Origin of the sequence: Mycobacterium colombiense, assembly GCF_001665835.1 — a bacterium.
GTDB lineage: Bacteria > Actinomycetota > Actinomycetes > Mycobacteriales > Mycobacteriaceae > Mycobacterium > Mycobacterium colombiense_A.
On record NZ_LZSX01000035.1, the window covers coordinates 155,531 to 181,734 of the forward strand.

Genomic DNA, 26,204 nt, shown 5'->3' on the forward strand with positions numbered 1-26,204 from the left:
CGCTTCGGCCATCACCGACGTAGATGAGACGATTCCCGTTGTAGGCCAGCAGTATTCGCGCGCCGACGTCCTGGTCGTGTGGCGGCCAGGACAGGAACAGTGTGCGGTCGGGGTGCAGGGCCGCCGCTACTTGGCCTGCTCCGGGTTGGACGGGCCATCGCGCCAGGGGCGGGGGCTCTTGGGCAGGATCATGAATGCCACGGGTAGGCGTACGAGTGCGTCGCGCGCGGCGACCTCGAGGAACACGATCTCCATTTCCAGGCGGTTCAACGGCCGCGTTTCCATCATGAAACGCGTCCGCAGATAGCGGGGCGTCCTGAGCCACTCGACCAAATTCATGCCCGCGACTCTACCCCTTTAGCGGAAATACTTGGTCTGCACAATATTTCACGGCAACCTCTGCCGGTTGGGACGCAAATTCGAGAACGTCAGCTCATGCCGATGCGAATGTTTTTCACCTGCAGAAACTCGTACAGGCCTTCGATGCCCCCGGTGCGGCCGAACCCGCTCTGCTTGTAGCCGCCGTAGGGCCCCTGGGGCTCGATGTCGCTGTGCCTGTTCACCCACACCGAGCCCGCCTGCAGCTGACGCGCAACCCGGTGTGCACGTTCCAGGTTGGACGTCGCCACGAAGGCATTGAGACCGTAACGGGAATCGTTGGCGATCCGGACCGCCTCCGCCTCGTCGCCGAACGGCATCACCGAAGCCACCGGCCCGAAGGTCTCGGTCTGCGCCAGTGAGGAACGGTTGTCGACGTTGGTGAAGATCGTCGGCTCGATGAAATAGCCCGACGCCAACTCGCCACCCAGTCGTCGTCCGCCGGTGACCAGATCACCGGCGGATTCGCTGACCGCCCGGTCGATGACCCCGAGGATGCGTTGAGCGGCGGCTTCGGTGATGACGGGACCGAGCATCACGTCGGGTTGCAACGGATCACCGATCTTGGCGGCCTGCACGGTCGCCACCAGTTTCTCCACGAAGCGGTCGTACACGGATGCCTCGACGAGGATCCGTGAGGCGCAGGCACAACTTTGGCCCGCCTGGGTGATCGGCCCCTGGTGGGCCGCGATGACGGCGGCCATGTCGAGGTCGGCGTCGGCGAACACGAGATAGGCGGATTTGCCGCCCAATTCGGCCGTCACGGGGGTGAGGTTGTGCGATGCCGCTTGCAGCACCTGCTGGGCGGTCGCCTGGCCGCCGGTGAAGTGGATCTTGCCGACCCGGGGATGACGCACCAGCGCGTCACCGCCTTCCGGACCGGCCGGCAACACGTTCACCAGTCCCGGCGGCAGGCCCGCTTCGATGCACAGTTCGCCAAAGCGCAAGGGCGCCAACGACGCAAGCTCGGAGGGTTTGAGGATCACCGCGTTGCCCGCTGCCAGCGCGGGAGCCACTGCAGCGCCGGCGACCACCAGCGGTCCGTTCCACGGCGCGATGACGCCGACGACGCCGTAGGGCTCGCGTTCGACGAGATTGACGTCGAACGCGCCGGCGACGGGAGTGCTTGCCCCGTGCGTCTTGTCGACATAACCCGCGTAGTAACGCAGGAATCGTTCGGTCAGCACGGAGTTACCGGCCACCGAGACCGGGACGCCGTAGTCGTGCACGTTGAGCTCGGTCAGCTCCGCGAAATGGTCGCGCACCACATCGGCCAACGCGAACAGCAGGTCGCGGCGGTGATCGACGGGATAGGACATCCATTCCCGGTGCGCCTCCCAGGCGCTGCCGACTGCCCTGTCGATCTCGCTCTCGCCGGCCATGGGGATGGTCGCGTTGGGCCGGCCGGTGCCGGGGTAGACGTGCGCATAGGTGCCGCCCGATGCCGTGGTGATGCGTTCTCCGCCAATGAGTAACGCGCCCGAGCGCGGTGGTGAGGGCGCGGTTGCCGTCATGGGAGAGTTTTCCTCCGTTGTGGTGTCAGCCGACGGACGTGTGCTCGGCCTGGTTCTCGGCCCTCATCCGCTGCTTCTGTTCCGCGATCACCTGGTTGAGGTATTCGGCCTTGGCGCAGCCGTAGTACGCCGCGAACTGCAGCGCGAGTTCGTCCATCTCCTCGAAGGAGACGTCGCCACTCTTCAGCGCCGCGTACACGTGGGACATGATCGGGATTTCGGCGTCCTGGAAGGCGACGCAGGCGACGGTGATCAGCCGGCGTTCCTTCATCCCCAACCCGGGGCGCAGCCACATCTCGCCGAAGACGAAGTTCAGAATGCCCGCCCCCGAATACGGGTTGTCACGCATCGGCGCGAACGGCAGGCAGTTGATCTCCTTGAACGATTCCTCGCCGCCTCGCAGCCGCTGCTCGGGATCGCTGGCGGTGACCAGCGGCAGCAACGGTTCCGGGGGAGGGGGTGCCTCGCCGCGCGCCTCGGCGATCTTGGCCCACTGCATGTCCACCGCGATGTTGAATCGGGACGCCTTCGGCCAGCCCGCGTAGACTGCGAAATGCAGCACGGTTTCCCGCATTTCGGTGATGGTGAGGTCACCGCTGTTGAGCGCGGCGTAGACGTGTTGCTCCAGGGGGGCCTGCGCATCGGCGGCCGCGACACAGGCCAGGGTCACGAACCGTCGATCGCGGCGGCTGAGGCCCGGCCGTGACCACACCTCGCCGAACACGAAGTCGATCAGCCCGTCCCGGTACGGGCTGTCGCCATCGGGCGGGTCGATCGTCATCACCTCGGCGAAGGTGCGCACCCCACGTTCATGTCGCGCACCGTCGCGGATGGCAGCCTTATCGGATTGTGACACCGGCGTCGACTTTCAGTTCGAGTCCTGTGACGTAACGGGATTCATCGGACATCAGGTAGAGCACCGCGTTGCTCACGTCGGACGCTTCGATCAGCGGTGCGGGCAGGGCGTTGAGAAAGATGGGCACCAGGTCGGGCCGCTGCTCGGCGATCAACGTGTGCATGCTCGGCGGCGCCATTCCGGTGGCCACCCCGGTGGGATGCACGGTGTTGACGCGAATGCTCTGTGCGGCAAGCTCATTGGCCAGCGCCAGGGTCATTCCCACGATGCCGTGCTTGGACGCCGTGTACGGCACGTGCAGCGGGGTGCCCTTGATGCCGGCCGACGAGCTGATGTTGACCAGGCTCCCGCCTCCCTGGGCGACCAGGTGGGGGAGTGCGGCCGCGCAGGTGTTCCAGGCGCCGATGAGGTTGACGTCGAGGACCAACCGCCACTGCTCGGCGCTGGTGGTGTCCCAGGTACCGACCGTGAGCACGCCGGCGTTGGCGACGGCGCCGTCGAGTCCGCCGAGTTCGCCGACGGCCGCGTCGACCGCCGACTTCATGGCGGCCTCGTCGCGCACGTCGACGACTTGGGTGATCGCCCGGCGGCCGTGCTTCTCGACCAGTTGCGCGGTCTCGTTCAGGTCATCCTCGGTGGCCAGCGGATATTCCAAACCCTCTGGCGTGGAACAGATGTCCACCAGGATGCAGTCGGCGCCCTCTTCGGCCAGCCGCACCGCGTGCGAGCGTCCCATGCCGCGCGCGGCCCCGGTGATCAAGATCCGCTTGCCCGCGACCCGGCCCGTTGCGTTGTTCGTTGTCATCCGCGTATCAAACCTTGTTGCAGAAGCCCGCGTCGACGGGGAAGGTCACGCCGGTGACGTACTTCGCCTCGTCGGAGACCAGGTAGGCGATCGCGGCGCTGACGTCCTCGGGTTCCAGCATGCCGACGGGCATCGGGTTTTGCAGGTGGGGACCCGCTCCGGGATTCTTCTCCAGGAACTCGGTCATGTCGGGATTGGTCGCCATCATCGTGTTCACCGCGGTCGGGTGCACCGTGTTCACCCGAATGCTCAGCGGCGCAAGCGCATTGGCCAGGGTGCGCATCAGTCCGACGATGCCGTGCTTGGATGCCGCGTAGCCCAGGCCGCCGCCCTGCAGGCCGCCGAAACCCTTGATGCCGGCGGTCGAGCTGGTGAAGATGATGACCCCGCCGCGGTTGCCGGACAACAAATGCGGGACGGCCGCCCATGCCGTGTGGTAGGCCCCGTCGAGGTTGACGCTGGTGACCGCGCGCCACTGTGCCAGCTCCTCCTCGATGCTCAACTGCCGAAACGCCAACGGCGCGATCCCGGCGTTGGCCAGCACGATGTCGAGGCGGCCGAAGTGTTCGACGCCGGCATCCATCGCGGTCTTGACTTGCTCGAAGTCGCGGACATCGGCGACCGTGCCCAGCATCTTGCCGCCGGCTTCTTCGACCAGCGCGACGGTTTCGTCCAGCTCCTCATGGGAGGCCATGGGATAACCGTTGGCGGGAATGTCGGCGCAGATGTCGATGCCGATGATGTTGGCCCCCTCGCGGGCGAGCCGCACCGCGTGGCTGCGGCCCTGGCCGCGCGCCACCCCGGTAATGAAGGCGACTTTGCCGTCTATTGCACCCACGGCGCTCGTCCTCTCTGTTCATCGGCCCAGATCAGGGCAGAGTAACGCCGTTACTCACCTGCGCACAGTAACATGGTTACTGTGACGGCAAAAGGGGCCTCGCTGCAGGCCGCGGAGGGCACTTCCGGGCAGCAAGCCGATCCGATCCTGGACATCGTGGTCGAGATGCTCGATAACGAGGGCTACGAGGCCGTGCAGTTGCGCGAGGTGGCCCGGCGGGCGCGGGTTTCCCTGGCGACCATCTACAAGCGGTATCGCACGCGCGACGAGCTCATCGTCGCGGCCCTCGACGGGTGGATGGACGCCAATCGCTATGCGGCCCTGCCGTCGCTGATCGATGATCTGCCCGGCGAGTCGATCTATGTAGACCTGATGCATGTGATGAGGACCATCTTCGAACCCTGGGAACGCCATCCGTTGATGCTGCGCTCCTACTTCCAGGCGCGATCGGGCCCCGGCGGAAAGCGCCTGATCCAGCGCGGTGTCGACGCCGTGGTGCCCGTTGCGAAAGCCGTTCTGGCACAAGCAGAGCCGGGCTTCGCCAAGGATCTCGAGCTCATCCTCACCGGCGTGGTCTACGGGCTTCTCACCCGGTTCACGCAAGGGGAGATCGGCGTCACCGAAATCGTGCCCGGGATCGAACGCACAGTGTTCTGGTTGACCGCCGCCTACGAGCACGGTTCCGCCGGCGTGACACCGGGCTGACGCCGACGTCGCACGCTTGCAATGGTGCGGAAATCCGATTATTCAGCCGTTCATAAGCCATTTTTTCCCGGCTGTCCCTATTCTTCGTGTTCATGCCGCTATGGGTCGACGGCATCGTGAACGTCCAGAAGAAAGGAAGCGCATGATGTCCTCACCTCGCCGACTGGCCGCGTTGGCCGTCCCGGTCTTGGCGGGCGCGGCTCTGGTTGCCAGCGCCGCGGTCGCTACCGCCGATCCCCTCGACGACGCATACCTGGCTCAACTGCGCGGCGCCGGTTTCAGTTGGCCGCCCGAGCACGACGCCGCCCTCACCGGAATGGGCCGCCTGATCTGCGACGACATCGGGTGGGGCTGGACGTATGACCAGATCGCCCAGAGCATCCACCAAACGCTGGATCCGAGGAACGTGACGTTCGGAGACGTCGGATCCATGGTGAGCCTGGCACATTCGACCTACTGCCCGCTGCAGCGCTGCTGGACCGAGCACTGCTAGCCGAAATCCGTTGTGCGGCCGCGACTGCGGTCACGTAATTCGGGCAGCTGTTCAGCCCACCGAAGGGCCGACCCTGTCTTTGTATTGCGGGCAGTAGGTGGCTACCGAAAGCCCGACGAAGTAGCCGGCTTGTCTCGGCGACAGATCGGTGTCCCTCGCCAGTACAAACGCCAGCATCGGGGCGGTGGGATTCGCCTCGAGGCCGCTGCACACCGCATGTGCCATCGCAATCGCATTTCCGTTGTCGGGCATGGTGATTCCGCCGTTGGAGAGGTTCGCGATGAACGCGTCGTCGGTGTCGTCCGCTGCCGCCGGCGTTGCGAGGGTCAGCGCCGCGCCGGCCAGGAACATCGCGCAGGCGGGCGACCACTTTCCAGGCTTCATCGGGGTGATGGCCTCCCCTCGGTGCGCGGGCCGAATCGGCGGCGAGTCAAGGACGACTTCCTTGAACGATAGTCGGTGTCCCTCGTGCGCTGACGCGTGCACGTCAGGACGAGCAGTGTGTGGTCTTGATCCGGCCGTTGGGTGACCCCAGCCTGGCCAGCGCGTCGTTCGCGGACGCCGTCGTGTCGGGACCCGAGCCGCCCTGGAACCGGCCGGAGGCACGATCGAACGCGACCGATGCGCAGCCGTTGCGCGTGCCGGCCACGACCTCACACGCGTCACCGGCTTCGGCGGTGCAGTGGGCCAGCGCGATCTGGTTCGCCTGGTCCTGACTGCCCCCGGTGCCCCAGCCGGCGGCTCGTCCGGTTCCGACGGACACGGCCAGGGCGACGAAGTCGTCGTCGGCCCGGGCCGTCGGCGTCGGCAGCGCGACCATACCGCTGACGACTGCAACGACGATGGCAATGATCGAGCGCACCGCTTCACTCCTTTGCAATGCTCAGGAGAGGAATTTAGCGCCAAGGACGGTGACTGCGCGGGCAAATGGGCCGCCGCGTCGCCAGGCTACGCATTGTCTTCCGGGTCTTCGGCCAGGTAGGTGACGTCGTACCACCGCCGGCTGCGTTGCGCGGCGAAAGCTTCGGTCGCGGTTGCCCGCTCGAGCCGGATGTCGGTCAGATGCGGATTGTCCACGCGGATGCGGTCTTCGAGCTCGGCATGCAGCGCGTCGCCGTCCAGGGCGGTATCAGCGTCCGCTCGGCCCGTGTACCTCGTCCAACTCACGCCCACATTGTGCTCCGGCCGCCGCGCCGCACGAAATCCTCGGGCCACCTGTGGGTCTCACGAACAAATTCGCCCTTCGCGAGTCGATCGGTTTCTTCTATACTCGGCATACTTCGGTGGAGGATGCGATGGCTACAACCTGGGACACGCTCGATCGCTATGTCGTCATCTCGACGGATACCCACGCCGGTGCGGATCTGTACGGCTACAAGCCGTATCTGCCGGCGCGGCTGCACCAGGAGTTCGATGGGTGGGCCAAGGCCTACGCCAGCCCGTTCGACGATCTGATCGTCGCCACCGCCAATCGGAACTGGGACCACGAGCTCCGGATCTCTGAGATGGACGCCGACGGGGTGGCCGCCGAGGTGCTGCTGCCCAACACGGTTCCGCCGTTCTTCCCGAGCACCCCGAACATCACCATCAGCCTGCCCCGCACCCGAGCGGACTTCGAGAAGCGTTGGGCCGGTGTGCAGGCGCACAACCGGTGGCAGATCGACTTCTGTTCGCTGGCTCCGGCCCGGCGCCGCGGGTTGATTCAGATCTTTCCCAACGACATCGAGCTGGCGCTGGAAGAAATCCGTTGGGGCGCCGAGCAGGACTGCTTTGGTGGCGTGCTCATTCCGGCGGTCTCGCCCGGTGACCCGCTCGTTGCCCCGCTTTTTCACACCCGCTATGAACCGATTTGGGCGCTGTGTGCGGACTTGGACCTGACGGTGGTGCAGCACGCGGGTGCCGGCAGCCCCGAGATGCCGATGGACCAGCCGGCGTCCAACGCGGTGTTGATCACCGAGATGGCGATCTGGGCCCAGCGCACCCTCGGTCACCTGATCTTGGCGGGGGTTTTCGAGCGCTATCCGACGTTGCGATTCGTGCCGACCGAGCAGGGCACGCTGTGGGTGCCCGGCCAGCTCGGCATCCTCGACGCCATGGTGCCCACCATGAAGTCCGACGCCGGCAACCGCACCTACGGAATGTTCGGCGGGTCCTCCGTCGATGCGCTGACCCTGACTCCGAGCGAATACGTGCAGCGGAACTGCTATTTGGCCAGTGAGCTGATGCCGTTCGACGGCGCGATGATCGACTTCATGGGCCCCGATCACATCATGTGGGGTAGTGATTATCCGCACGAGGAAGGCTTTGCACCCCACTCCAAGTTGGCCATTCGCTGGGCTCTGCACGACAGGTCGCAGGACGCCTGCCGAAAGATCTTGGGCGGCAATGCCGGTCGCCTGTACCGATTCGATCTCGACGCATTGGTGCCCGTGGCGACCAAGATCGGCCCCACCGTCGCCGAGGTGCACACTCCCTTGGAGGACACCGGCTATCGCGCCCCGGCCGCTTTCGGCTACCGGCCGTTTGAGGGAGGGCTGGCCCTCAAGCGGCTGGCTCCGGAACGACGCTAACCGGACTCTTCGGTCAACGCGGCGCTGAGTCGCGTTGTCGCAGCAGCGAGTTGGGCTCCCAGTCGGGTGACCGCCGCGCCGCTCATCGGCTCGGCGCTGGGGACCAGGCTGAGCATCAGCGCGATGCGGGAGTCGCGTTCCAGGATCGGGGAGTCGATGTGGCTCACCTCGTAGCTGCGGTCCGGGTCCAAGTCGACCGGGAACCACTCCTCCTGGTGGATGAGTTCGTCGGTCAACTCGTGCGCCAGCCGGCTCAGCCGGGTGGAACGCACCTCGGCACTGCGCACGATTTGCGCCAGTTCCCGCAGGCGCAGATCAGGCAGGATGTGCAGACCGACCGCGTAGCCGCGCTGCTGGGCGGAGGTGATGGCCCGGCGGTAGCGATCGCGCACGTCTTCGGGCAGCGCGGCCAGCCAACTCTCCCGGGCTTCCGGCCCGGCCCAGGCGACCGTCGACGCCCCGTACGGAGGGCGGTGGGGGAACTGGGTACCGATGGGCATCGGGTGACCGCCGCCATGCGGGCTTCTTACCTGATCGACGACGGTGGAGTAGTCGTCGCTCACCGAGAACGCAACGCAGTGAGCGCCCGTCGCGGCCGACAGCTCGGCCATCGCGGAACGGGCCAACACCAGGGCCGGATAGCGGGCCGACGCCTCTCGGCCCAGCCGGACCAGGGCGGGACCGAGGTGATACGTCTTGCGCACCGGGTCGCGCAGCAGCCAGCCGGCGCGAAGCAATTCGGCGAGCATCGAATGGCAGCTGGCCTTGTGCACGCTCAACTGGCGCGACACCTCGGCCAACGTCATGCCCCGGCTCGTATCGCCTGCCAGCTGTTCGAACAGATTCACCACCCGCTCGGTCTGTGGTGAGGGACGCGGAGCCATAAGCGCAATAGTCGCATAATGCGACCGCTTGCGGTGCCATGCGCGACCATGTGACGATGGCCACAATGAAGGTCCTTCCGGGCAAGGTGGCGGTAGTAACCGGTGGAGCCGGCGGCATCGGCCGTGCCATGGGCAGGCGTTTCGGTCAAGAGGGCATGAAAGTGGTGCTGGCCGACGTTCTCGCCGAACCGCTGGACAGGGCGACCCGGGAACTCGCGGACGAGGGCGTTGAGGTGGCCGGGGTGGTCACCGATGTCACCGACTATGCGTCGGTCGAGTCGCTGGCCAAGGAGGCGCTCTCGCGCTTTGGCGCGGTGCACGTGGTGTGCAACAACGCCGGCACCGGCGGGGTCTCCGAGGGGTACATGTGGGAACACGACCTGGCCGATTGGCGCTGGGGGATCGACGTCAATGTGCTGGGCGTCATCCACGGCATCAAGGCCTTCGTGCCCATCCTGCTCGAGCAGGGCGAAGGGCACGTCGTCAACACCTGCTCGGGCAACGGCGGATTCGCGCCGATCGCCCGAGGGGCCATGGGCGGACCCGCCACCGCGGTCTACCCGATGACCAAGGCCGCGGTGCTCTGCCTGACCGAGAGCCTCTACACGCACCTGGAGATGACCGGGACGCGGGTTCGGGCGCACGTCCTTTTCCCGGGCGGCTTTTTGAACACCGGCATCTGGGAGTCGTGGCGGCACCGGCCGGAGCGCTACGCCGCGACCCAGGAACGCCGCACACCCGAGGCGACACTGGCCAAGGTTGTGGCCCGCTTCGAGGCTGCCGGGGCGCATGTCGAGTTCGCCCCGCTCGAGACCGTCGCCGACCAGGTGGTGGACGGAATCCGGGCAGACCGCTTCTGGATGATGGGTCCGCCCACACCGGCCGATGAGGTCGTGAGCAGCAAGGCGGCATCGATCCTGAATCGCGGCGCGCCCGATTACCTGGTCGACGTCCTCGGCCGACATGCCGGAAGCGACTCGGAAACGGAAGGAGAAAAGCGGTGAGCAGCAGAGCAATTCGCTACGGCCCCCGCCCACCCGAGGCGCAGGTCGACCACGAGATCGATGCCACCAAGGCGCCCATCGCTACCGAGGCGGTGACCGTCACCTACCTCACCGATCCGGAGATTGTCGCGGCCGTGCTACCCAGGCCGCTGGAGCCTACGGCCGAACCGCTGGTGCGAATCCAGCTGCAGCGGGTCCGGATAGAGGGCATGGCGCCCTTCGGGTCGGCGGTGTTTTCGGTGACCGCCCGGCACGGCGAACGCGAGGGCGACTACCCCCTGTTCATGCCCCAGTCCACCGAACAGTCCGTCACCGGCGGCCGCGAAACATTCGGCGAACCAAAGAAATTGGCTCACATCGAGGTGGAGCGCGACGCGGACCGTATCACCGCCACGGTTGACCGGTTGGGCTATCAGCTCATCAAAGTGAGCGGTCAAGTCGACGGTCCGGCGGAGTTGCCGCCCGACCAGATGAACACCGAGTTCTACTTCAAGTTCCTGCGTGCCCCCGATGGTGGCGGCATCACCGACCCACACCTGGTCTACGGCGAGTACCACCGGCATTACGAGCTGTTGGAGAACATCGACGGAACCCTCGAGTTGGGGGAGTCGCCGTTGGATCCGGTGGCCGACATCGTCGTTCGCCAAATCCGGTCGATCACGTGGTGTCGCCGGCGCACCATCCAGGTGGGGCGGATCGCGGCGCCGGTGCCGCAGGAATGGCTGCTACCGTACGTGCACCAGCGCTACGACGACGTGGCCCTGCTCGCCGCCCCTCGGCCCGAGCCGGCGCGGGCATAGCGCAAATGGACCGGTACACGGTCATTTCGGCCGACTGCCACGCCGGCGCCGACCTGCTCGGCTACCGCGATTACCTCGATTCGCAATACCGAGATGAATTCGACGGCTGGGCAAAGACTTTCGTCAACCCGTTCGGTGACCTCACCGAGCCCGAGGCGGAGCGCAACTGGAACAGCGATCGGCGCAACTCCGATCTGGATCGTGAAGGCACCGCGGGGGAGGTCATTTTCCCCAATACCGTGCCGCCGTTCTTTCCTCAGGCCAGCCTGGCCGCGCCCCCGCCGGAGACCGCCCGGGAGCTCGAGCTGCGCTGGGCCGGGCTTCGGGCGCACAATCGCTGGCTGTCCGACTTCTGCTCGTTGTCGCCCGAGCGGCGCGCCGGGGTGGGCCAGATCCTGCTTTCAGATCTCGACGAAGCCGTCGCCGAGGTGGCACAGATCGCCAAGTTGGGGCTGCGCGGCGGTGTGCTGCTGCCCGGGGTCGCCCCGGGCACGGGCATTCCCGCGCTCTACGCCGAGCACTGGGAGCCGCTCTGGGCGGTATGCGACGAGGCGGGCCTGGTGGTCAACCATCACGGCGGCAACGCCGGACCGACTCCGACGGACGGGTGGGGTAGTTCGTTCGCGGTCTGGGTGTACGAGACGCACTGGTGGGCCCATCGGGCGTTGTGGCACTTGATCTTCAGTGGTGTGCTGGATCGTCATCCGGATCTCACGGTGGTGTTCACCGAGCAGGGCGCCGGGTGGATACCGGCGACCCTGGATTCGCTCGATGTCGCGGCGGTCCGTTACGGGCGGGCGAATTCGGCGATCGCGCGTTTCGCCGGGCCCACCGCCGGCTCGCTCACCCTCAAGCCCAGCGAGTACTGGTCCCGTCAGTGCTATGTCGGTGCCAGCTTCATGCGACCCGTGGAATGCGCCGAGCGCCACGGTATCGGCATCGATCGAATCATGTGGGGAAGTGACTACCCGCACTACGAGGGGACCGCTCCTTACACCCGAGAAGCGTTGCGCCACACCTTCAGTGACGTCCCGGTGGAAGAGGTGGCGGCCATGGTGGGCGGGAATGCAGCGGCCGTGTACGGCTTCGACCTCGAGGCCCTCGCCCCCCTGGTCGACCGGATCGGCCCGACCGTGGCCGAGGTTGCCGAGCCGCTGGCGGCGGTGCCCGCCGACGCGCGCAGCACCGTCTTCGAACCCGACCCGATCCGTACCTGGTAGCGAAAGGTCCACCGTGAACCCCTACATCATCATCAGCGCGGACACCCACGCCGAGCTTCCGACCGAGCGGTACCGCGAATACGTCGACCCCGAATACCGGGAGGATTTCGAGGTCTACCTGGCCGAGAAGACGGCCGCGGCCCAGGCGGGCGGATTCATCGACGAGGAGTTCGCCGAGCAGTGGTTCTCCGAGCATGGTGACGGCATCGCCGGCGGATGGGATGTAGGCCTGCGGGACAAGGAATTAGACGGCGACGGGGTCGTCGGCGAGGTCATCTTCCCCGATGCCGACGCCGTCACCGGGGTCGCCGGGGCTCCGTTCGGGGCCGGCCTGGGCCAGTCTGGCGACCTCGACCCCGGGCGCGCGATGGCCGGGGCGCGGGCCCACAACCGCTGGTTGGCCGAGTTGTGCAGCCACAACCCCGAGCGGCGGGCCGGGGTCGCGGTCGTGCCGATACTGGCGGACATCGACGCAGCGGTCGCCGAGATCACCCGGGCGGCAGAGTCCGGACTGCGGGGCGGGATTCTGATTCCGGCGCGCTGGGTCGGCTACCCGCCCTACCACGACCGTCGTTACGACAAGGTCTGGGCCGCCTGCCAAGACCTGCAGATGCCGGTCCATACCCATTCCGGCCCCGCCCCGCAGGAGGAGTACGGAGGACACCTGGGCATCTATGTCACCGAGGTGCGCTGGTGGGGTGCCCGGCCCCTGTGGTTTGCGTTGTGGTCCGGCGTGTTCGAGCGCTTTCCCCGGCTGCGATGGGGGGTCACCGAGTGCGGTGCCTTTTGGGCGAATGACCTTCTGTGGCTGATGGATACGCGGTATCTGCGTGAGCACTCGGCCAAGAAGATGAGCCATATGATGGAGGGCGACCTGACGATGCCGCCCTCGGCCTACTTCGACCGGAATTGTTTCATCGGGGCGACCACCACCGAACGCAGGGAGCTGGCGCGGCGCTACGAGATCGGCGTCCCCAACCTGCTGTGGGGCAACGACTTTCCCCATCCGGAGGGGACTTGGCCGCACACCCGCGACTGGCTACGCCGCTCCTTCTGGGACATCCCCGTCGAGGAGACGCGGCAGATGCTGGGCCTGGCGGCGGCCGAGATTTACAACTTCGATCTGGATGCCCTCGCCGGGCTGGCCGACCGCATCGGCCCCACCCCTGAGGACCTGGGCCAGGACGACGCGGTGAGCATCCCCAAGTGGGAGGCGGCCCGCAGGGCCGGTCGCCATTGGCTGACGGACGCGGAGCCCATCCCCGACCTCGTGGAGAACTGAGGTCGCTCAGTACGTTTCTTCAACGCCCTCGGGGCGATGGTTCAGCAGGGCACTGCAGGCTGCAGGTTTGCATCACCGCATCAAGCTGTTCATCGTCGAGTGCGTCTACCGGTAGCGGCGTCTGGTCGCTGCGGTGCCGCAGGCCTTCGAGGACGATCGCCACGTACCGGCGCCACAGCTCGGCATCGACATGCCCCGCGTACTCACTCACGGTTCCGGCCAGTAGTCCGAAGATAGGCATGTCGCTCGGCGACACCCCCGGACGCAAATGACCGTCTTTTTCGGCACGTTCGACCAACTCGGTCAATCTCGGCACCAGCCGGGCCTTGGCGGCGTCTACTCGATTGCCTCCGTAAGCGTTGCTGAAAGCGATCTCCCGCATTCCTCGGTCGGCCGCGGTAAGCCCGCACATTTGCTCGACGAACCACACGAAGCCTTGCCAAGAGTCACGCTGACGCAACGCCGTTTCCGCCAGGGCGGTGAGTTCATCGATGCCGCCTTCAAAGATCGCTTCGAGCAGGTCCTGCTTGGTGGGGAAGCGCCGGTAGACGGTCCCCACTCCCACGCCCGCATGGTGAGCGACGTCGTTGAGTGTGGCCTCCAGGCCTCTTGAAGCGAAGAGTTCGCGCGCGGCCTCGATCACCCGCTGCCGGTTGCGCTGAGCGTCTCTCCGGAGCCGGCGGCCTGTCATCTCACAAGCGCTCACCCGGAGAAGTGTAACCGCGGCTACACTTTGCCTAAGCGGATTGACTCTATCCACTTATCTCGTTAGGTTGCCTAGCTAGACGTTCATCGGTCGCCGGCTCTGATGGTGGCCTCGAGTCGCTGAAAGGCCCTCAATTGATTGCCGATCTGGATACCGCCGCCATGAACCGATCCGGATTACGTCATTCGGCTACCGGCCACTACGAGTGCGAGTCGGCGGGCAACCCGAATGCCGGGCGCTGCAACGTTGGGCGAGCGCGATGAAGGGCTGGCTCGGGCGGGTGTGGCTGCCGATGCTGGTCGTGGTGGCGGTCGCGGTCGGCGGCGCCACGGTCATGCAATTGCATGGAGTCTTCGGCTCCAACGCCGTCTTGGTGACGTCCAACAGCTCCGACAGTGCGGAATCCTTCAACCCGAAAGTCGTCACCTATGAGGTGTTCGGTTCTGCGACCACGGCGGTCATCAATTACCTGGACCTTGATGCCAAGCCTCAGCGAGCCGTAAACGTGCCTCTGCCATGGTCTTTGACGTTACGCACGACGGCGCCCGCGGCCACGCCCAACATCTTGGCCCAAGGCGCCGGTCAGAGCATCACCTGCCGAATCACCGTCGATGACGAGGTCAAGGATCAACGGACCGCCACGGGCGTCGACGCCGAGACTTATTGCCTGGTGAAGTCAGCATGAGCATGCAAGTGACTGACGCCCCGACCGATGCCATTCCGGTCGCTCGACCTGCGGCCGCCCGTCCGCGTATACCCAGAATGATCCGCGTATTCGCCGTGCCGATCATATTGGCCTGGGTGGCCGTTGTCGTTGTCCTCAATACCGTTGTGCCCCAGCTGGAAGCGGTGGGGAAGATGCGCGCGGTATCGATGAGTCCCAATGATGCGCCGTCGATGATCGCGACAAAGCGTGTCGGCAAGGTTTTCCAGGAGTTCTCCACGAGTAGCTCGGTGATGATCGTGCTCGAAGGCGATAAGGCATTGGGCCCCGACGCGCACCACTTCTATGACCGCGTGGTACAGCAACTGCGGGCCGATACCAAGCACGTCCAGCACGTCCAAGATTTCTGGGGCGATTCGCTGACCGCGGCGGCTGCCCAAAGCGTCGACGGCAAGGCCGCCTACGTTCAGGTCTACATCGCCGGTGATCAAGGAGAGGCGCTGGCCAACGAATCCGTAGCGGCCGTGCGGGATATCGCCACTCGCACGCCGGCGCCTGCGGGTGTCAAAGCGTATGTGACAGGGCCGGCGGCAACCAGCGCGGATCAAAACGCGACGGGCGACAAGAGCATGGAAGTCATCGAAATGCTCACTTTCGCTGTCATCATCGTGATGCTGCTGATCGTCTACCGGTCGTTCGTCACGGTGGGCATCGTGCTCGCGATGGTCGTGCTCGAATTGTCCGGGGCGCGGGGGATAGTGGCATTCCTGGGCTACCACAATGCTTTTGGGTTGACGACATTCGCGACCAACATGGTCGTGACGCTCGCCATCGCGGCGGCCACCGACTACGCGATCTTCTTGATCGGCCGATATCAGGAGGCACGCAGGCTCGGTCAAGACCGAGAGTCGGCTTATTACACCATGTTCCACGGTACCGCACATGTCGTACTGGCGTCGGGGCTAACCATCGCCGGAGCGGCCTTCTGCCTGCGCTTCACCCGACTGCCGTACTTCCAGACGATGGGGATCCCATTGGCGATCGGCATGGCGATCGTGGTGGCTGCGGCCTTGACCCTGGGCCCCGCGCTGATTGCGGTGATGACTCGTTTCGGCAAGGTGCTGGAGCCCAAAAACTGGACGCAGCCCCGGGGTTGGCGCCGCATCGGCACCGCAACCGTCCGGTGGCCGGGCGCAATTCTCATCTGCGCGATCCTGTTGGCCCTGGTGGGCCTGTTGACTCTGCCGGGCTATTACACCACCTACAACGACCGCATTTATCTACCCGGTGACGTCCCGGCCAACGTCGGGTACGCGGCAGCCGATCGGCATTTTTCCCAGGCCAAGATGAATCCAGATCTGCTAATGGTCGAAACCGACCACGATCTGCGAAATCCCGCCAATTTCCTGGTGATCGACAAGATTGCGAAAGCTCTGGCCCGAGTGCATGGCATCGCCCAAGTGCAGACCATCACCCGGCCAGAAGGACGGCCGATCCAGCACACCACGATCCCGTTCACGATCAGCATGAACAGCACCGGCCAGATCATGACCAACGACTACACCCAGAAGACGTTGAGCAACACGCTGCAACAGGCCGCCGACATGCAGATCACCATCGACTCGATGGAAATCATGGAGAGCCTCACCAAGGAGATGGCGGCCATCACCCACAGCATGGCCACCAAGATGAACAAAACGAGCTCTGATGTGCAGGAGTTGCGCGACCATATGGCCGATTTCGACGACTTCTTCCGACCCCTGCGCAGCTACTTCTACTGGGAAAAACACTGCTTCGATATCCCGGTCTGCTGGGCGATGCGTTCGGTGTTCGACGCTCTTGACGGCGTCGGCACCATGAGTGACGACCTTGCCGATCTGGTGCCGGACATCGAGCGTCTCGATGCGGTGATGCCGCGGATGGTCGCCCTGATGCCGCCGATGATCCAATCGATGAAGAACCAGAAACAAATGATGCTCGACCAGTACCAGGTCCAGAAAGCGCAGCAAGACCAAACCATGGCCATGCAGCAAAACGCCACGGCCATGGGCGAAGCCTTCGATGCCGCCAAGAACGATGACTCGTTTTACCTGCCGCCGGAAGCCTTCGACAACGCCGACTTCAAACGTGGTATCAAACTGTTCCTGTCGCCCGACGGTCATGCCGTACGCTTCACAATTTTTCACCAGGGCAATCCGTTGACCGAGGAAGGTACTTCGCGCGTCGAGCCGCTCAAAACCGCTGCCGCAGACGCGATTAAGGGAACCCCGCTCGAGGGATCGACGATCTACCTCGGCGGCACCGCGGCGATGTACAAGGACCTACAGCAAGGCGCCGACTACGACCTACTGATTGTCGCGGTCGCTGCCCTGATCCTGATCTTCATCATCATGGTGGTGCTCATTCGGGCCGTGGTTGCCGCGGCGGTCATCGTCGGGACGGTGGTACTGAGCCTGGCCGCCTCGTTCGGGCTTTCGGTTCTGTTGTGGCAGCACATGATTGGTATCCCCCTGCACTGGATGGTGCTACCGATGTCGGTCATCGTCTTGCTGGCGGTCGGATCGGACTACAACCTGCTGCTGGTATCGCGAATGAAAGAAGAGATTCACGCCGGGCTGAACACCGGCATCATTCGCGCCATGGTCGGCACCGGATCGGTCGTCACCTCGGCCGGCCTTGTGTTCGCCTTCACCATGATGTCGATGGCGTCGAGCAAGTTGATCGTGATCGGCCAGGTCGGTACCACGATCGGTTTGGGCCTGCTGTTCGACACCCTGGTGGTGCGTTCGTTGATGACACCCTCCGTGGCGACTCTGCTCGGACGCTGGTTCTGGTGGCCGCAGCGCGTCCGTCCGCGACCAGTTCCACAGCCTTGGCCGCGGCCAGCGCGCCACCGGACGGACCCGGTGCCAGTGTCGTAACCCGTACCGCTGATTGGCCGACGGTGAGCTACCGCGCGCCTTCGCAAACGTGTAGGTGCTTGCGGACCGGGCGCATAGCCTGTTTGCTGTAGAAGAGGTGTCGGCAGCCGGTTCAGGGTGAGAAAATCCTCATTCCGCGGGGATTCAAAGCAGCGGGGAGGGCCGTATTTTATTGCGGCACATACTATTTAAGCCAACCGGGAGAGTGGCTGCTTCTCTGACTTCGTCCACTGGCCTCGTTGACGTGGGGACGCCTCGCGACCTCATCGCCGCGCGATACAAGATCCTCACTTCAGACGATTGAAGATCCGGAGTCCGGGCGAGTGCTGATGGATCGAGCGTGACCCTCAAACGCGTCGACGAATTGCAGCCCGGAGACAGGATCCGGATGAAGATCGGGCACGCCACCGTCGTCGCCACCGAGCCCCTGGACGAAGACCGCACCATGCTCACCTTTACGTACGGGACGAAGGGGCCCGCCGACAATGCGGTGACCGTGGATGTCCTCGACGACGACGAGTGGGGCTGGTGAGGCAGCAAAAACCTTGTCGGCGACGGTTCGGCATATGACTATTGGATGGGTAGGGACCCGGAGGAGGAACCATGGCTCCAGACCGTCTGACAGGCTTCGCCGGTGTATCCGCCGTGTCGCTCGTGATCGCCCTGCCGCTTACCCCGACGGCTCTCGCCGACAATCCGTCCTGGAACGGCCAGTACGCGATCACGTTCATGGTTGGCCCCAAGGCCGGCACCAGCATGGCGGTGGGTGACCCTGAGACGCAGCACACCGAGACTTACGGGTTCCGTTCGGACTGTACGAACGGGAAGTGCGTCGCGACCATCGTCAGTGGCCCTCCGCCGACCAACCCGACGGTTCCGCAGCCGGTGCAGTTCACCTGGGATGGAAAGTCCTGGTCCCAGACCAACGATTTCCAGTGGGACTGCATGATGCCCGACACCACGATCCAATGGAATCCGGCCCGAGCCGAGACGCGCTACACGCCCCAGCCCGACGGATCGCTCGCCGGCACCATGCACACCGACATCCTGAGCGGCGCGTGCCAAGGAACCATCGACATGGATATGTCGGCCGTGCGCGTGTGAAACGCTATGCACCGTCGTCGCCGTCGCGCAGACAGCGAATCATGCTCTGCAGGAGCCGGAACGCGTCCGACTGCTCGGCCTCGGTCATGCCGGCCAGCATTCTGACTTCGACGGACCGGACCGCGACGGTCGCCTTCTCCAGGCTCCGTCGGCCGCGAGGTGTGAGCCGCGTGGGAAGAACCTTGCCGACGGGTGCCTCCGCGGGTCTGGTCACGTAGCCATCCCGCTCCAGTGCCTGGAGCAGCACATTCATCGACTGCCGTGTCACGAACGCGCCCCGCGCGAGCTCGGAGTTCGACAAGCCCGGGCGTTGAGCCAGCAGCTCGAGACAGGAGTAGTGCGTCACGCTCATTCCGAGCGGCCGCAGCACCTCCTCCATGGCTGCGCGCAGGGCGCTCGACGCCTCTTTCAGCAGGTAGCCCAGTGACGTATCCAGGTCGACGCCGACACCGTCTTGACTCATGTCAGTATTCTGACATAGATTGACCGTGTCAGAAAACTGACACGAACCGAAGGAGCATCTCATGCCCGTCACCGGCCCCGACTTCATCTCGCTCCAAGCGCGCGACCTCGACGCATCGCAGGCGTTTTACGAGCAGTACCTCGGCCTCGTCCGCTCGCAGGCCGGACCTCCGCACGCCGTCGTCTTCGAGACGAAGCCGATCGCGTTCGCACTCCGCGACGTCGTTCCCGGCACCGATCTCGCGTCCGTTGCCCACCCCGGCATCGGTGCTGCGATCTGGCTCCACGCCACAGACGTCCAGGCCATTCACGATGCTCTCGCCGCCGACGGTCACACCATCGTCTCTGCGCCGATTGACGGCCCCTTCGGTCGGACATTCACCTTCGCCGACCCGGACGGCTACCAGGTCACTCTCCACGACCGCGCCTGATGAGCCCGGTTGCCCCTCAAGGCAATTCGTTCACAACGGGGATTGCGCTCAGGTGTGGACTTTCCAGCCCGCCAAAGGGGTCGGTGCCGCGGGAGCGTCGGGATCGTTGAATTCGATATATACGTCGCCCTGCTTGATATTGCTCTCGTACGCGATGAATCCGTGGGCGGTCTGGCCGTTGGTGACGCTGCCCGAGCGCAGCGGCGGCACCTTGTTGATCTTCTGGTAATCGACCAGAGACGAGCCGCCCTGGACATCGCGGTTCGGGTCTTGCCGCCACGGGGAAGAGGCGGCGGTCAGCGAGGCCTGGCTGTAATTGAACGGCGCGCTGGACTTGCCTTCGATGGTCAGCTCGATGACGTTGCAGCCCCCGCCGCCGGAGCAGCCGGACGAGACCCAGGTCGCGTTGTTGAGCGTGACGTCGGCGGTCGCGGTGCTGTACTCCGTGACATGGATGCTGGTGCCGGATTTTCCCGTCGGGAAAGGCGACTGTTGGGACGTCGGGTCGGCGCTGCCGTGGGGCGCAGTCAGACACGCCATCAGCGCGAGCGTCGCTGCGAGAGCGCTCATGTGAGCGGGTCTGGTCACTGCCAGAAGATAGCGCATTCGGGGATTTCACCGCGACGTCGCGCCTTTTGGCCCGACCGCCATGAGTCCAAAACCGGTTCTGGCCTACGCCGCCCCAGAATGTGTCGATTGCCGAAGAGGCGTGTTGCCCGCAGTTGTCTTCCGGGGGTGATGAATTGAAGTCGCGCCCCCACTGTCATGTGGATGTCGCCAGGAGGGTGGCGTCACGGCTGCGGCGGTGGGGGCGGCGGTGCAGGCGGGTTGTCCCAACTGCCCGGCGTGCCGGCTGGCACCTGCACTCCGAGCCAGTTGCACGGCATCATCGATCGCCACGCAATGAACGCGCATTGCTGCTCGGGTGTCAACGGACTGGGACCCGCGCATGGCGGCGTTCCCGGCGCACCGCAGATCGGATCGGCCGATGCGCGCGGCGCGTAGGCGAAAGTGCCAGCCGCGAACATCAAAGCGACGGCCGTGATCACGGTGGTGACGAGACGTCGAGTCCGATGCATAGCCCCTCGAATCTGTGGCGCTTGCACAGATCGTAACCCCAGCTCAGGACACGGATGGACTGTTTGAAAAATGGCCGGCTCAACTCGCCGAATCGGCGAAACGGCCGTGTCGACCACCTGACCGGCGGACCGGAAGCTGAGTCAGCCACATCACTATTCGGGAGGCAGACTGCAACTAAAGGCCTTGGTGCACAATGTATTTCAGAAAACAGACATGTGCTCTAGGGCGATTCAGCCCGAGTGTGTGCGCTAGTGCGGCAAGTTTTCCAGATAACACCGCACCCGGGTGGCGGCGTCCTCTGGCTTGACTCCCATATTGATCAGCCTCTGAACGACTTCGGCCGAGGGTATGCCAGAACCGATATCGTTATCGATCACATGCAGGCTGGGGAACCAATTCTCTGCGTTGACTCCCGGTGGGGGAGGCGTCGCATCGCCCCCGACGCACTGGACGTAACCATTGACGCCAGTCTCAGCGTGAGCTGTGGGCGCCCCCGTCGGCACTGCAATGGCGATGCCGACCGTCGCGACGGCGTAGATGAGACGCATCTTGGCATTATTGCGCGTTCGCCCTTTTTAACAAGCACAGATTTGGGCCGCCACCGCGAACACGGCTCCCAGAGGTGCATAACGGCCCGCCCGGTACGGGACCGATTCCACATCGATTTTCCCTCTCGGGAGCCCCGCCGGCCTTACACTGCATGAGAAATGAGCGCCTATCAGACGGTCGTGGTCGGTACCGATGGCTCGGACTCCTCGCTGCGCGCGGTGGAGCGCGCAGCCGCGATCGCTGCGGATCACGGCGCGAAATTGATCGTTGCAACGGCACACCTCCCCGTCCCTGAGGAACGCGGCCGCTACGCCATCCCGCCGGGCAGCGACCATGGTCAGGACTACCGGACGGTGGGCGAGGCCCCCTACTACGCGATCCTGCACGACGCCAGGGAGCGCGCGCATCTAGCCGGGGCCACGAACGTCGAGGAGAAATCGGTTGTGGGCGCCCCCATCAACGTGCTGGTGCAGCTCGCGGAGGAGGCCGATGCCGACCTGCTCGTCGTCGGCAACGTCGGACTCAGCAGCGTCGCCGGCCGGCTGCTGGGATCAGTTCCCTCCGCCGTCTCCCGCAGGGCCAAGACCGACGTGCTGATCGTCCACACCACCGACGTCTGAGCCTCGTTGAGAATCGGTCGGGTCAGCCCGGCAATCGTTTGCTGGTTACCAATCGTTACAGCTGGGTAATCATGTGACGTGCGTCTCACCCCCGCCGCCGCGATCGGCACCGCCATCGCCGTCTTGTTCAGCGCCCCGGCGACGCTGACGGTCGCGTCCGCTCACGCCGACTTCAGTGGTTACCGCCGCTGCGTGGGAAAGATGACGGAACCGGTGGGGGAACATGACCCCCAAAACTTGCAGCTTGTCGGAGTTATTGAGCAGGATCTCGATTCTGGAATTACCCCCGCTGCTGAGGCTCAGAGGGTAGCGCAGATGGGATTCGATCCGACTTTTGCCAATGGGATCGTTCAGTGTGTGATCGAAGAGCGCCCGTAGGGAGCATTCGGGCAGCGGTCAAGTCGATGACGAGCTAGCGCACTGTGTGAGAGCGGTTCATGCGCCGCAGTCGTAGCTGTTCGCCTTGCCGCCGTTGACGATCTTGCAGAACGGGAACCCGTTGTCCCCGCCCCCGGCGCTGAAGGTCATGCCCTGGCCGCCGTCTACGAGCTGTAGCGTCACGAAAGCTCCACGCTCAAGGAAACCGCTGGTGACGTTGCCGTATGCGGTATCCCACGGGTTGGTCGAAGTCTGGACGGAGCCCAGCTTGAAGTTCATAGTTCCCCGCCGCGCTGTCTCGACGCCGGAACCGTCAGCATTGACAGTCACACTCTCCCCATGGGCACCCCACTGGCCGATGAATGGGGCACCGGCCACCGAGAAGGGTTTGCTCAGGTCTGCCTGATTCGGATCGGCCTGCGCCAGCGGGGCGCAGGCGATACCCGCCGCAAACACGGCAGATATCACTGCTTTCATGATCACTGAGACCCCCTACGGGGTGTTGGTGGCCGGACCGGCTGCGGGTTCGGTTTGGCCATTGCTGCGTGTGAATGTGCCGTCGCCCTGAGCCGCACGGCGCAGAGCCGCGCGCGTTCCGGCGAAGCTAAGTGGCCGGGCATGGTGCACGAAGTCATCCGTGAGCGGCGTCCGCTGCGGCGATCAACGCCTGGGCCAGCTTCCGGGCTTCGGCCGGCGCAATGATCGGGGTATCGGGACAGTCGATGACGACCTGGCACTCAGCGTGCCCGTCAACGTATTGCCGCCCGATGACGGAGACCACGATGTCGGGCTGTGGTCCGTGGCCGGCGTGGTTGATACTCCACTCCGGGCCGTCGAACACCCTGAACGCTGCCTCGACGTTGTCCCATTCGTCGACCCTGGTTGCCCCGGTCGGCGGTGCAAGGTTGGATTTCATGGCTAGATCGTTTCCGCGATCTCGGGCGCGGGCACGAGTAGTGGACTACTTCACTTGTGATGACCCACGGTCACAGTATCGCCAGAAGCGGCTCCCACGGCTGGATGCTCCGGAGAAAGGTTCGGAGGGCGCCAGCCCGGAATGATTAAGGATTGCCATCCGAACTGGGGTCAGACGACCGAGGCAGTCGCGGCGGATCGCCAGCGCCACCGGATTGAGAAACAGCCAAAACCAGTTCTAAATTAGATTCGCTCCCCTCAGGTCAGCTTTTGTGAGGTTGCCCCGCGCAGGTTTGCGTCGGTGAGCTTCGCCCTGTCCATCGTCGCTCCGGTGAGGTCAGCGAATGCGAGGGTGGCGCTCGTGAGATCGGATCCAGTCATCTCGGCTTTCCGGAGTTCGGCACTAAGCATCTGCGCGCCTACCAGGTCGGCAGTGAAGAAGAAGACGCCTCCAAGTTCGGCGCCGTTAAGGACAACACCAGCTAAGTTTTGGGTCCATACCCCTGAGCTAGCAAGATCAGCGCCGCTTAGGTCGAGTTTGCATGAGCGCCAATCGCTTTCATTATTTGGGTCAATGACTTTTTGGCCGATGTTGTTGAATGATCGTGATAATGGTTCCGCGAAACTCCTTGTCGTCCGGATCGGGCGCGGAAACCACCCGATTACGCTGAGGGTCGAACGTGTCAACGAGTACCGGTTTCCTGCGAAGCTGTGCGCAAGGAGGCTGACGCAGACTTGACGCTCGTCGTCGTTTCCGAAACGGTGCCAGTCGTCGGCCAACGCCGCGAGCGTGTACGCGCCCGCCAATCGGACTGAGGATTCACCGCTTAGTTTTTCAGCAATCGTGGTGAACCGTGAGCGTAACTCCCGTTCGCGGTCGTCCTGGTGACGCTGACTCTCAAGGTTGTGGGTTCGTTCGGCCGTGTCCTGGCGGCGATAGGCAACCAGCGCCGCGCCGCCGATGCCGACGATGGCCAGAATTGCAGCCGTGGTTTTGGCGGCATCGAACCAGCCCTACCCGTCAACGTGGGTCAGCCACGCCGTCCAACCCACAGGCTGGCGGCTCAAGAACCACAGAAATAGAGCGCCGCCAGCCACAACCACTGCGGCGGTGCCGATTCCACCATCGGTTGCGTGCAGCTACCCCACCAGCCGCGATCATGGATTCGGTATTCCTGGCGTTAATGCTCCCGGTATTCCGGGTGTTATTTGCAGCGGTCCCGGTGCGGGTGGTGGCGGTGCCGGTGCGGGGATCGGTCGTCCCGGTATTTCCGGTGCTTCCGTTGGCTGCCCACCTGGCGGGATTCCCTCAGTCGGTAAAACCGGTTCACTCCAAAAACCGTCCGGCGTCATGTGGTCTTTGCAGAAATTCGTAGAGTTCATCACCACCATGTATTCCCTCCACAGCCCTGGCGGGTTAGGTGCCGGTGCCATCGCGCCGTCTGGACAGCGCCAAGTACAACTAAGAGCACCGACACCGGCGCCGCCGAATGCGAAGCTACCGCCGCTGTTAGTGGCTTGGCCGATAATCCCGTTGACGCCGAAACCACCTGCCTCGCAATGCATATGCGAGCCGTTAATCTCGGTCGGGTAGTCGCAGAAGCCACCTTGCCCGAACAAAGCGCCGCCACCGGACCCAAGGCCCGGATACGGGCAGAGGTCGGCGTGAGCCGATCCAGCCGGGAGAAACACTGACGCACAGACGCCGAAAGATACAACTGAAGCGCAAACTATGATTTTCATTTACGCCGCTCCATAACGTAGTTGTTGGGGACGTTAACAGATGACCACTGAGCGGTGCGGGGGAATTGGAACCGCCCGAACGGCGCGGAATGTCACAAGCCACGGGACGCGCCGGGTCGCCCACCCCGACACAGGCCGCCGGTGTAACGACACGCTAGAACACCGTTCGTCGCTCAGCGGCGATTTGGGGGACCGCCGCTGGTGATCGGGGCGCGGGGTGTTGTGCTAGTTAAGTGTTAGCGCACTGAAAACCTGACGCAGAACAGGCTCTGAACTGCAAAAACTCTGGTGCGCGATACTGGGATTGAACCAGTGACCTCTTCCGTGTCAGGGAAGCGCTCTCCCGCTGAGCTAATCGCGCCGGGAAACCAAAAGCTGGAGGTGGAGACGGGAATCGAACCCGTGTGCACGGCTTTGCAGGCCGTTGCCTCACCACTCGGCCACTCCACCGTTGGGGTCCACGCCACTTGCACCTTCGAGCGGATGACGGGATTCGAACCCGCGACCCTCACCTTGGCAAGGTGATGCGCTACCAACTGCGCTACATCCGCGCGCCTCGGACGAGATCGTCGCCCGGTGCGAAGCACGACGATAGTCCACGTGAGCGGGCACATACAAATTTCTTGGTACGAGCCGTGTCCAGGCTATCGCGACGGCCTGCCACCGGACGCGGCCGGTATTGTCGGGGCTGGCGCGTGCTAGTCTTCGACGTCGTTCGCCGTCTCGGCGCCGGTCCCGTGGCTCAGTGGGAGAGCGTCCGCTTCACACGCGGAAGGTCGCTGGTTCGATCCCAGCCGGGACCACAAATATCAATCCAGGTCAATGAATGGTTGACCGCACCATGCCATTTCCGTGGCGTGCGCCCTCGACTGTCTCGCCCTGCGGCCTGGCGGCTTCTGTCGTAGCGTTACCTGCACGTCCCGGCGCATTCGAATGCACGCCGGGCGCGGAGGGGAACCATGTTGACCGTCATCTCCCGCATCCTCCTTCCTGCGCTGGTAACCGGACTCATCGCGGCGCTGATTTCGGCGAGCAATGCCTCACCGGTCACCCCGGTGGCCTGCAACAAGATCACCGCCAAATGGTCGTCGGTGTGGATTTTCATGCCGGACTGCCCACCGTCGGCAGCTCCGCCACCGGCGCCGTCCTCGCCGGCCCAGGCGCCGAGCCTGGCGACACCAGAACCGCCCCACTGAACCACGTCGCCCTTGCCTGATCCCGCCCGCTAAGCCACGATGAACTGCATGAGTAAGGTAACCCTAACTACGGAGCTGCCGATCCC

At 64.5% G+C, this 26,204-nt stretch carries 32 protein-coding genes and 4 tRNA genes; 16 read left to right on the top strand and 20 right to left on the bottom strand.

Annotated features, from left to right (window positions below; genetic code table 11):
* Nucleotides 1-126: 126 nt before the first annotated feature.
* From A5760_RS08845 to A5760_RS08865, 5 genes are all read right to left on the bottom strand, one after another.
* Complete coding sequence (locus A5760_RS08845; RefSeq protein ID WP_007774815.1) at nucleotides 127-339, bottom strand: hypothetical protein; 213 nt, start codon at nucleotides 337-339, stop codon at nucleotides 127-129.
* 89 nt (nucleotides 340-428) lie between these two features.
* Nucleotides 429-1,892: an aldehyde dehydrogenase family protein gene (locus A5760_RS08850; protein WP_064879734.1), complete on the bottom strand. Its 1,464-nt coding sequence runs from the start codon at nucleotides 1,890-1,892 to the stop codon at nucleotides 429-431.
* 25 nt (nucleotides 1,893-1,917) lie between these two features.
* Nucleotides 1,918-2,748: a carboxymuconolactone decarboxylase family protein gene (locus tag A5760_RS08855; RefSeq protein WP_196772035.1), complete on the bottom strand. Its 831-nt coding sequence runs from the start codon at nucleotides 2,746-2,748 to the stop codon at nucleotides 1,918-1,920.
* Nucleotides 2,732-3,553, bottom strand: a complete 822-nt coding sequence (locus A5760_RS08860; protein ID WP_064879738.1) for a mycofactocin-coupled SDR family oxidoreductase — start codon at nucleotides 3,551-3,553, stop codon at nucleotides 2,732-2,734. The genes A5760_RS08855 and A5760_RS08860 overlap by 17 nt, the downstream gene beginning before the upstream one ends.
* A gap of 7 nt (nucleotides 3,554-3,560) precedes the next feature.
* Entirely contained in the window at nucleotides 3,561-4,391 is an 831-nt protein-coding gene (locus tag A5760_RS08865) for a mycofactocin-coupled SDR family oxidoreductase (RefSeq protein ID WP_064879740.1), read from the bottom strand.
* Between the two features lie 72 nt (nucleotides 4,392-4,463).
* Between A5760_RS08865 and A5760_RS08870 the strand changes: the two genes are divergently transcribed.
* Nucleotides 4,464-5,096: a TetR family transcriptional regulator gene (locus tag A5760_RS08870; protein ID WP_064879742.1), complete on the top strand. Its 633-nt coding sequence runs from the start codon at nucleotides 4,464-4,466 to the stop codon at nucleotides 5,094-5,096.
* A gap of 145 nt (nucleotides 5,097-5,241) precedes the next feature.
* Nucleotides 5,242-5,589 (top strand): DUF732 domain-containing protein, encoded by a 348-nt coding sequence (locus A5760_RS08875; protein ID WP_064879811.1) that lies wholly within the window; start codon nucleotides 5,242-5,244, stop codon nucleotides 5,587-5,589.
* A 51-nt stretch (nucleotides 5,590-5,640) separates the two neighbouring features.
* On the opposite strand, the gene A5760_RS08880 is transcribed toward A5760_RS08875, so the two are convergent.
* From A5760_RS08880 to A5760_RS08890, 3 genes are all read right to left on the bottom strand, one after another.
* Nucleotides 5,641-5,982 (bottom strand): DUF732 domain-containing protein, encoded by a 342-nt coding sequence (locus A5760_RS08880; RefSeq protein ID WP_155764268.1) that lies wholly within the window; start codon nucleotides 5,980-5,982, stop codon nucleotides 5,641-5,643.
* Between the two features lie 94 nt (nucleotides 5,983-6,076).
* Complete coding sequence (locus A5760_RS08885; RefSeq protein WP_064879746.1) at nucleotides 6,077-6,451, bottom strand: DUF4189 domain-containing protein; 375 nt, start codon at nucleotides 6,449-6,451, stop codon at nucleotides 6,077-6,079.
* Nucleotides 6,452-6,537: 86 nt separating this feature from the next.
* On the bottom strand, nucleotides 6,538-6,756 hold the full coding sequence (locus tag A5760_RS08890) for a hypothetical protein (protein ID WP_064879813.1): 219 nt from the start codon (nucleotides 6,754-6,756) through the stop codon (nucleotides 6,538-6,540).
* Between the two features lie 128 nt (nucleotides 6,757-6,884).
* Here A5760_RS08890 and A5760_RS08895 point away from each other — a divergent pair, with 128 nt between their 5' ends.
* On the top strand, nucleotides 6,885-8,159 hold the full coding sequence (locus A5760_RS08895; protein ID WP_064879815.1) for an amidohydrolase family protein: 1,275 nt from the start codon (nucleotides 6,885-6,887) through the stop codon (nucleotides 8,157-8,159).
* On the opposite strand, the gene A5760_RS08900 is transcribed toward A5760_RS08895, so the two are convergent.
* Entirely contained in the window at nucleotides 8,156-9,043 is an 888-nt protein-coding gene (locus A5760_RS08900) for an IclR family transcriptional regulator (protein ID WP_064879748.1), read from the bottom strand. The two genes, A5760_RS08895 and A5760_RS08900, sit on opposite strands and share 4 nt — an antisense overlap.
* A gap of 65 nt (nucleotides 9,044-9,108) precedes the next feature.
* Here A5760_RS08900 and A5760_RS08905 point away from each other — a divergent pair, with 65 nt between their 5' ends.
* From A5760_RS08905 to A5760_RS08920, 4 genes are read left to right on the top strand one after another with little or no spacing between them, the layout of a single operon-like run.
* Nucleotides 9,109-10,047, top strand: coding sequence for an SDR family NAD(P)-dependent oxidoreductase (locus A5760_RS08905; protein ID WP_064879817.1), 939 nt, complete (start codon nucleotides 9,109-9,111; stop codon nucleotides 10,045-10,047).
* On the top strand, nucleotides 10,044-10,847 hold the full coding sequence (locus A5760_RS08910; RefSeq protein WP_064879750.1) for an acetoacetate decarboxylase family protein: 804 nt from the start codon (nucleotides 10,044-10,046) through the stop codon (nucleotides 10,845-10,847). Before A5760_RS08905 ends, A5760_RS08910 begins: the two co-directional genes overlap by 4 nt.
* 5 nt (nucleotides 10,848-10,852) lie before the next feature.
* Entirely contained in the window at nucleotides 10,853-12,067 is a 1,215-nt protein-coding gene (locus A5760_RS08915) for an amidohydrolase family protein (RefSeq protein WP_064879752.1), read from the top strand.
* Between the two features lie 13 nt (nucleotides 12,068-12,080).
* A complete protein-coding gene (locus tag A5760_RS08920) occupies nucleotides 12,081-13,349 on the top strand; it encodes an amidohydrolase family protein (RefSeq protein ID WP_064879754.1) in 1,269 nt (422 codons plus the stop codon).
* A gap of 19 nt (nucleotides 13,350-13,368) precedes the next feature.
* On the opposite strand, the gene A5760_RS08925 is transcribed toward A5760_RS08920, so the two are convergent.
* Nucleotides 13,369-14,040, bottom strand: a complete 672-nt coding sequence (locus A5760_RS08925; RefSeq protein ID WP_064879756.1) for a TetR/AcrR family transcriptional regulator — start codon at nucleotides 14,038-14,040, stop codon at nucleotides 13,369-13,371.
* Between the two features lie 274 nt (nucleotides 14,041-14,314).
* Between A5760_RS08925 and A5760_RS08930 the strand changes: the two genes are divergently transcribed.
* From A5760_RS08930 to A5760_RS08945, 4 genes are all read left to right on the top strand, one after another.
* Nucleotides 14,315-14,740 (top strand): MmpS family transport accessory protein, encoded by a 426-nt coding sequence (locus A5760_RS08930; RefSeq protein ID WP_064879819.1) that lies wholly within the window; start codon nucleotides 14,315-14,317, stop codon nucleotides 14,738-14,740.
* Entirely contained in the window at nucleotides 14,737-17,640 is a 2,904-nt protein-coding gene (locus A5760_RS08935; RefSeq protein ID WP_064879758.1) for an RND family transporter, read from the top strand. Before A5760_RS08930 ends, A5760_RS08935 begins: the two co-directional genes overlap by 4 nt.
* 340 nt (nucleotides 17,641-17,980) lie before the next feature.
* On the top strand, nucleotides 17,981-18,172 hold the full coding sequence (locus A5760_RS08940; protein ID WP_064879760.1) for a hypothetical protein: 192 nt from the start codon (nucleotides 17,981-17,983) through the stop codon (nucleotides 18,170-18,172).
* Between the two features lie 71 nt (nucleotides 18,173-18,243).
* Complete coding sequence (locus A5760_RS08945; RefSeq protein ID WP_064879762.1) at nucleotides 18,244-18,744, top strand: hypothetical protein; 501 nt, start codon at nucleotides 18,244-18,246, stop codon at nucleotides 18,742-18,744.
* 4 nt (nucleotides 18,745-18,748) lie between these two features.
* Here the strand turns inward: A5760_RS08945 and A5760_RS08950 are convergent, their stop codons facing one another.
* Nucleotides 18,749-19,207 carry a MarR family winged helix-turn-helix transcriptional regulator gene (locus tag A5760_RS08950; RefSeq protein ID WP_064879763.1) on the bottom strand — a complete coding sequence of 153 codons (459 nt, stop codon included), beginning with the start codon at nucleotides 19,205-19,207 and terminating at the stop codon, nucleotides 18,749-18,751.
* Nucleotides 19,208-19,268: 61 nt separating this feature from the next.
* Here A5760_RS08950 and A5760_RS08955 point away from each other — a divergent pair, with 61 nt between their 5' ends.
* A complete protein-coding gene (locus tag A5760_RS08955; RefSeq protein WP_064879765.1) occupies nucleotides 19,269-19,637 on the top strand; it encodes a VOC family protein in 369 nt (122 codons plus the stop codon).
* Nucleotides 19,638-19,685: 48 nt separating this feature from the next.
* On the opposite strand, the gene A5760_RS08960 is transcribed toward A5760_RS08955, so the two are convergent.
* The 3 genes from A5760_RS08960 to A5760_RS26060 all read right to left on the bottom strand — a co-directional run bounded on the left by A5760_RS08960 (nucleotide 19,686) and on the right by A5760_RS26060 (nucleotide 21,265).
* Nucleotides 19,686-20,207 carry a hypothetical protein gene (locus A5760_RS08960; protein ID WP_064879767.1) on the bottom strand — a complete coding sequence of 174 codons (522 nt, stop codon included), beginning with the start codon at nucleotides 20,205-20,207 and terminating at the stop codon, nucleotides 19,686-19,688.
* 221 nt (nucleotides 20,208-20,428) lie between these two features.
* A complete protein-coding gene (locus A5760_RS27660; RefSeq protein ID WP_082279396.1) occupies nucleotides 20,429-20,716 on the bottom strand; it encodes a hypothetical protein in 288 nt (95 codons plus the stop codon).
* A gap of 249 nt (nucleotides 20,717-20,965) precedes the next feature.
* Nucleotides 20,966-21,265, bottom strand: coding sequence for a hypothetical protein (locus A5760_RS26060; RefSeq protein ID WP_082279397.1), 300 nt, complete (start codon nucleotides 21,263-21,265; stop codon nucleotides 20,966-20,968).
* A 159-nt stretch (nucleotides 21,266-21,424) separates the two neighbouring features.
* Between A5760_RS26060 and A5760_RS08970 the strand changes: the two genes are divergently transcribed.
* Both A5760_RS08970 and A5760_RS08975 read left to right on the top strand, forming a co-directional pair.
* Nucleotides 21,425-21,886, top strand: a complete 462-nt coding sequence (locus A5760_RS08970) for a universal stress protein (RefSeq protein WP_064879769.1) — start codon at nucleotides 21,425-21,427, stop codon at nucleotides 21,884-21,886.
* 78 nt (nucleotides 21,887-21,964) lie between these two features.
* Entirely contained in the window at nucleotides 21,965-22,264 is a 300-nt protein-coding gene (locus tag A5760_RS08975; protein ID WP_064879771.1) for a hypothetical protein, read from the top strand.
* A gap of 57 nt (nucleotides 22,265-22,321) precedes the next feature.
* Here the strand turns inward: A5760_RS08975 and A5760_RS08980 are convergent, their stop codons facing one another.
* The 6 genes from A5760_RS08980 to A5760_RS09000 form a co-directional block, all read right to left on the bottom strand.
* Nucleotides 22,322-22,747 carry a hypothetical protein gene (locus A5760_RS08980; protein WP_155764263.1) on the bottom strand — a complete coding sequence of 142 codons (426 nt, stop codon included), beginning with the start codon at nucleotides 22,745-22,747 and terminating at the stop codon, nucleotides 22,322-22,324.
* A gap of 148 nt (nucleotides 22,748-22,895) precedes the next feature.
* Nucleotides 22,896-23,180: a hypothetical protein gene (locus A5760_RS08985; RefSeq protein WP_064879775.1), complete on the bottom strand. Its 285-nt coding sequence runs from the start codon at nucleotides 23,178-23,180 to the stop codon at nucleotides 22,896-22,898.
* Nucleotides 23,181-23,437: 257 nt separating this feature from the next.
* The gene (locus A5760_RS26065) at nucleotides 23,438-23,959 is read right to left on the bottom strand and encodes a pentapeptide repeat-containing protein (RefSeq protein ID WP_155764264.1); all 522 of its coding nucleotides are present in this window, start codon (nucleotides 23,957-23,959) and stop codon (nucleotides 23,438-23,440) included.
* A 1,249-nt stretch (nucleotides 23,960-25,208) separates the two neighbouring features.
* Nucleotides 25,209-25,283, bottom strand: a tRNA-Val gene (locus A5760_RS08990).
* A 15-nt stretch (nucleotides 25,284-25,298) separates the two neighbouring features.
* Nucleotides 25,299-25,372 (bottom strand) — tRNA-Cys (locus tag A5760_RS08995).
* Nucleotides 25,373-25,400: 28 nt separating this feature from the next.
* A tRNA-Gly gene (locus tag A5760_RS09000) sits at nucleotides 25,401-25,473 on the bottom strand.
* Between the two features lie 180 nt (nucleotides 25,474-25,653).
* On the opposite strand from A5760_RS09000, the gene A5760_RS09005 reads away from it, so the two are divergent.
* A tRNA-Val gene (locus A5760_RS09005) sits at nucleotides 25,654-25,725 on the top strand.
* Nucleotides 25,726-25,881: 156 nt separating this feature from the next.
* Nucleotides 25,882-26,118, top strand: coding sequence for a hypothetical protein (locus A5760_RS26635; RefSeq protein ID WP_155764265.1), 237 nt, complete (start codon nucleotides 25,882-25,884; stop codon nucleotides 26,116-26,118).
* Nucleotides 26,119-26,204: the final 86 nt, after the last annotated feature.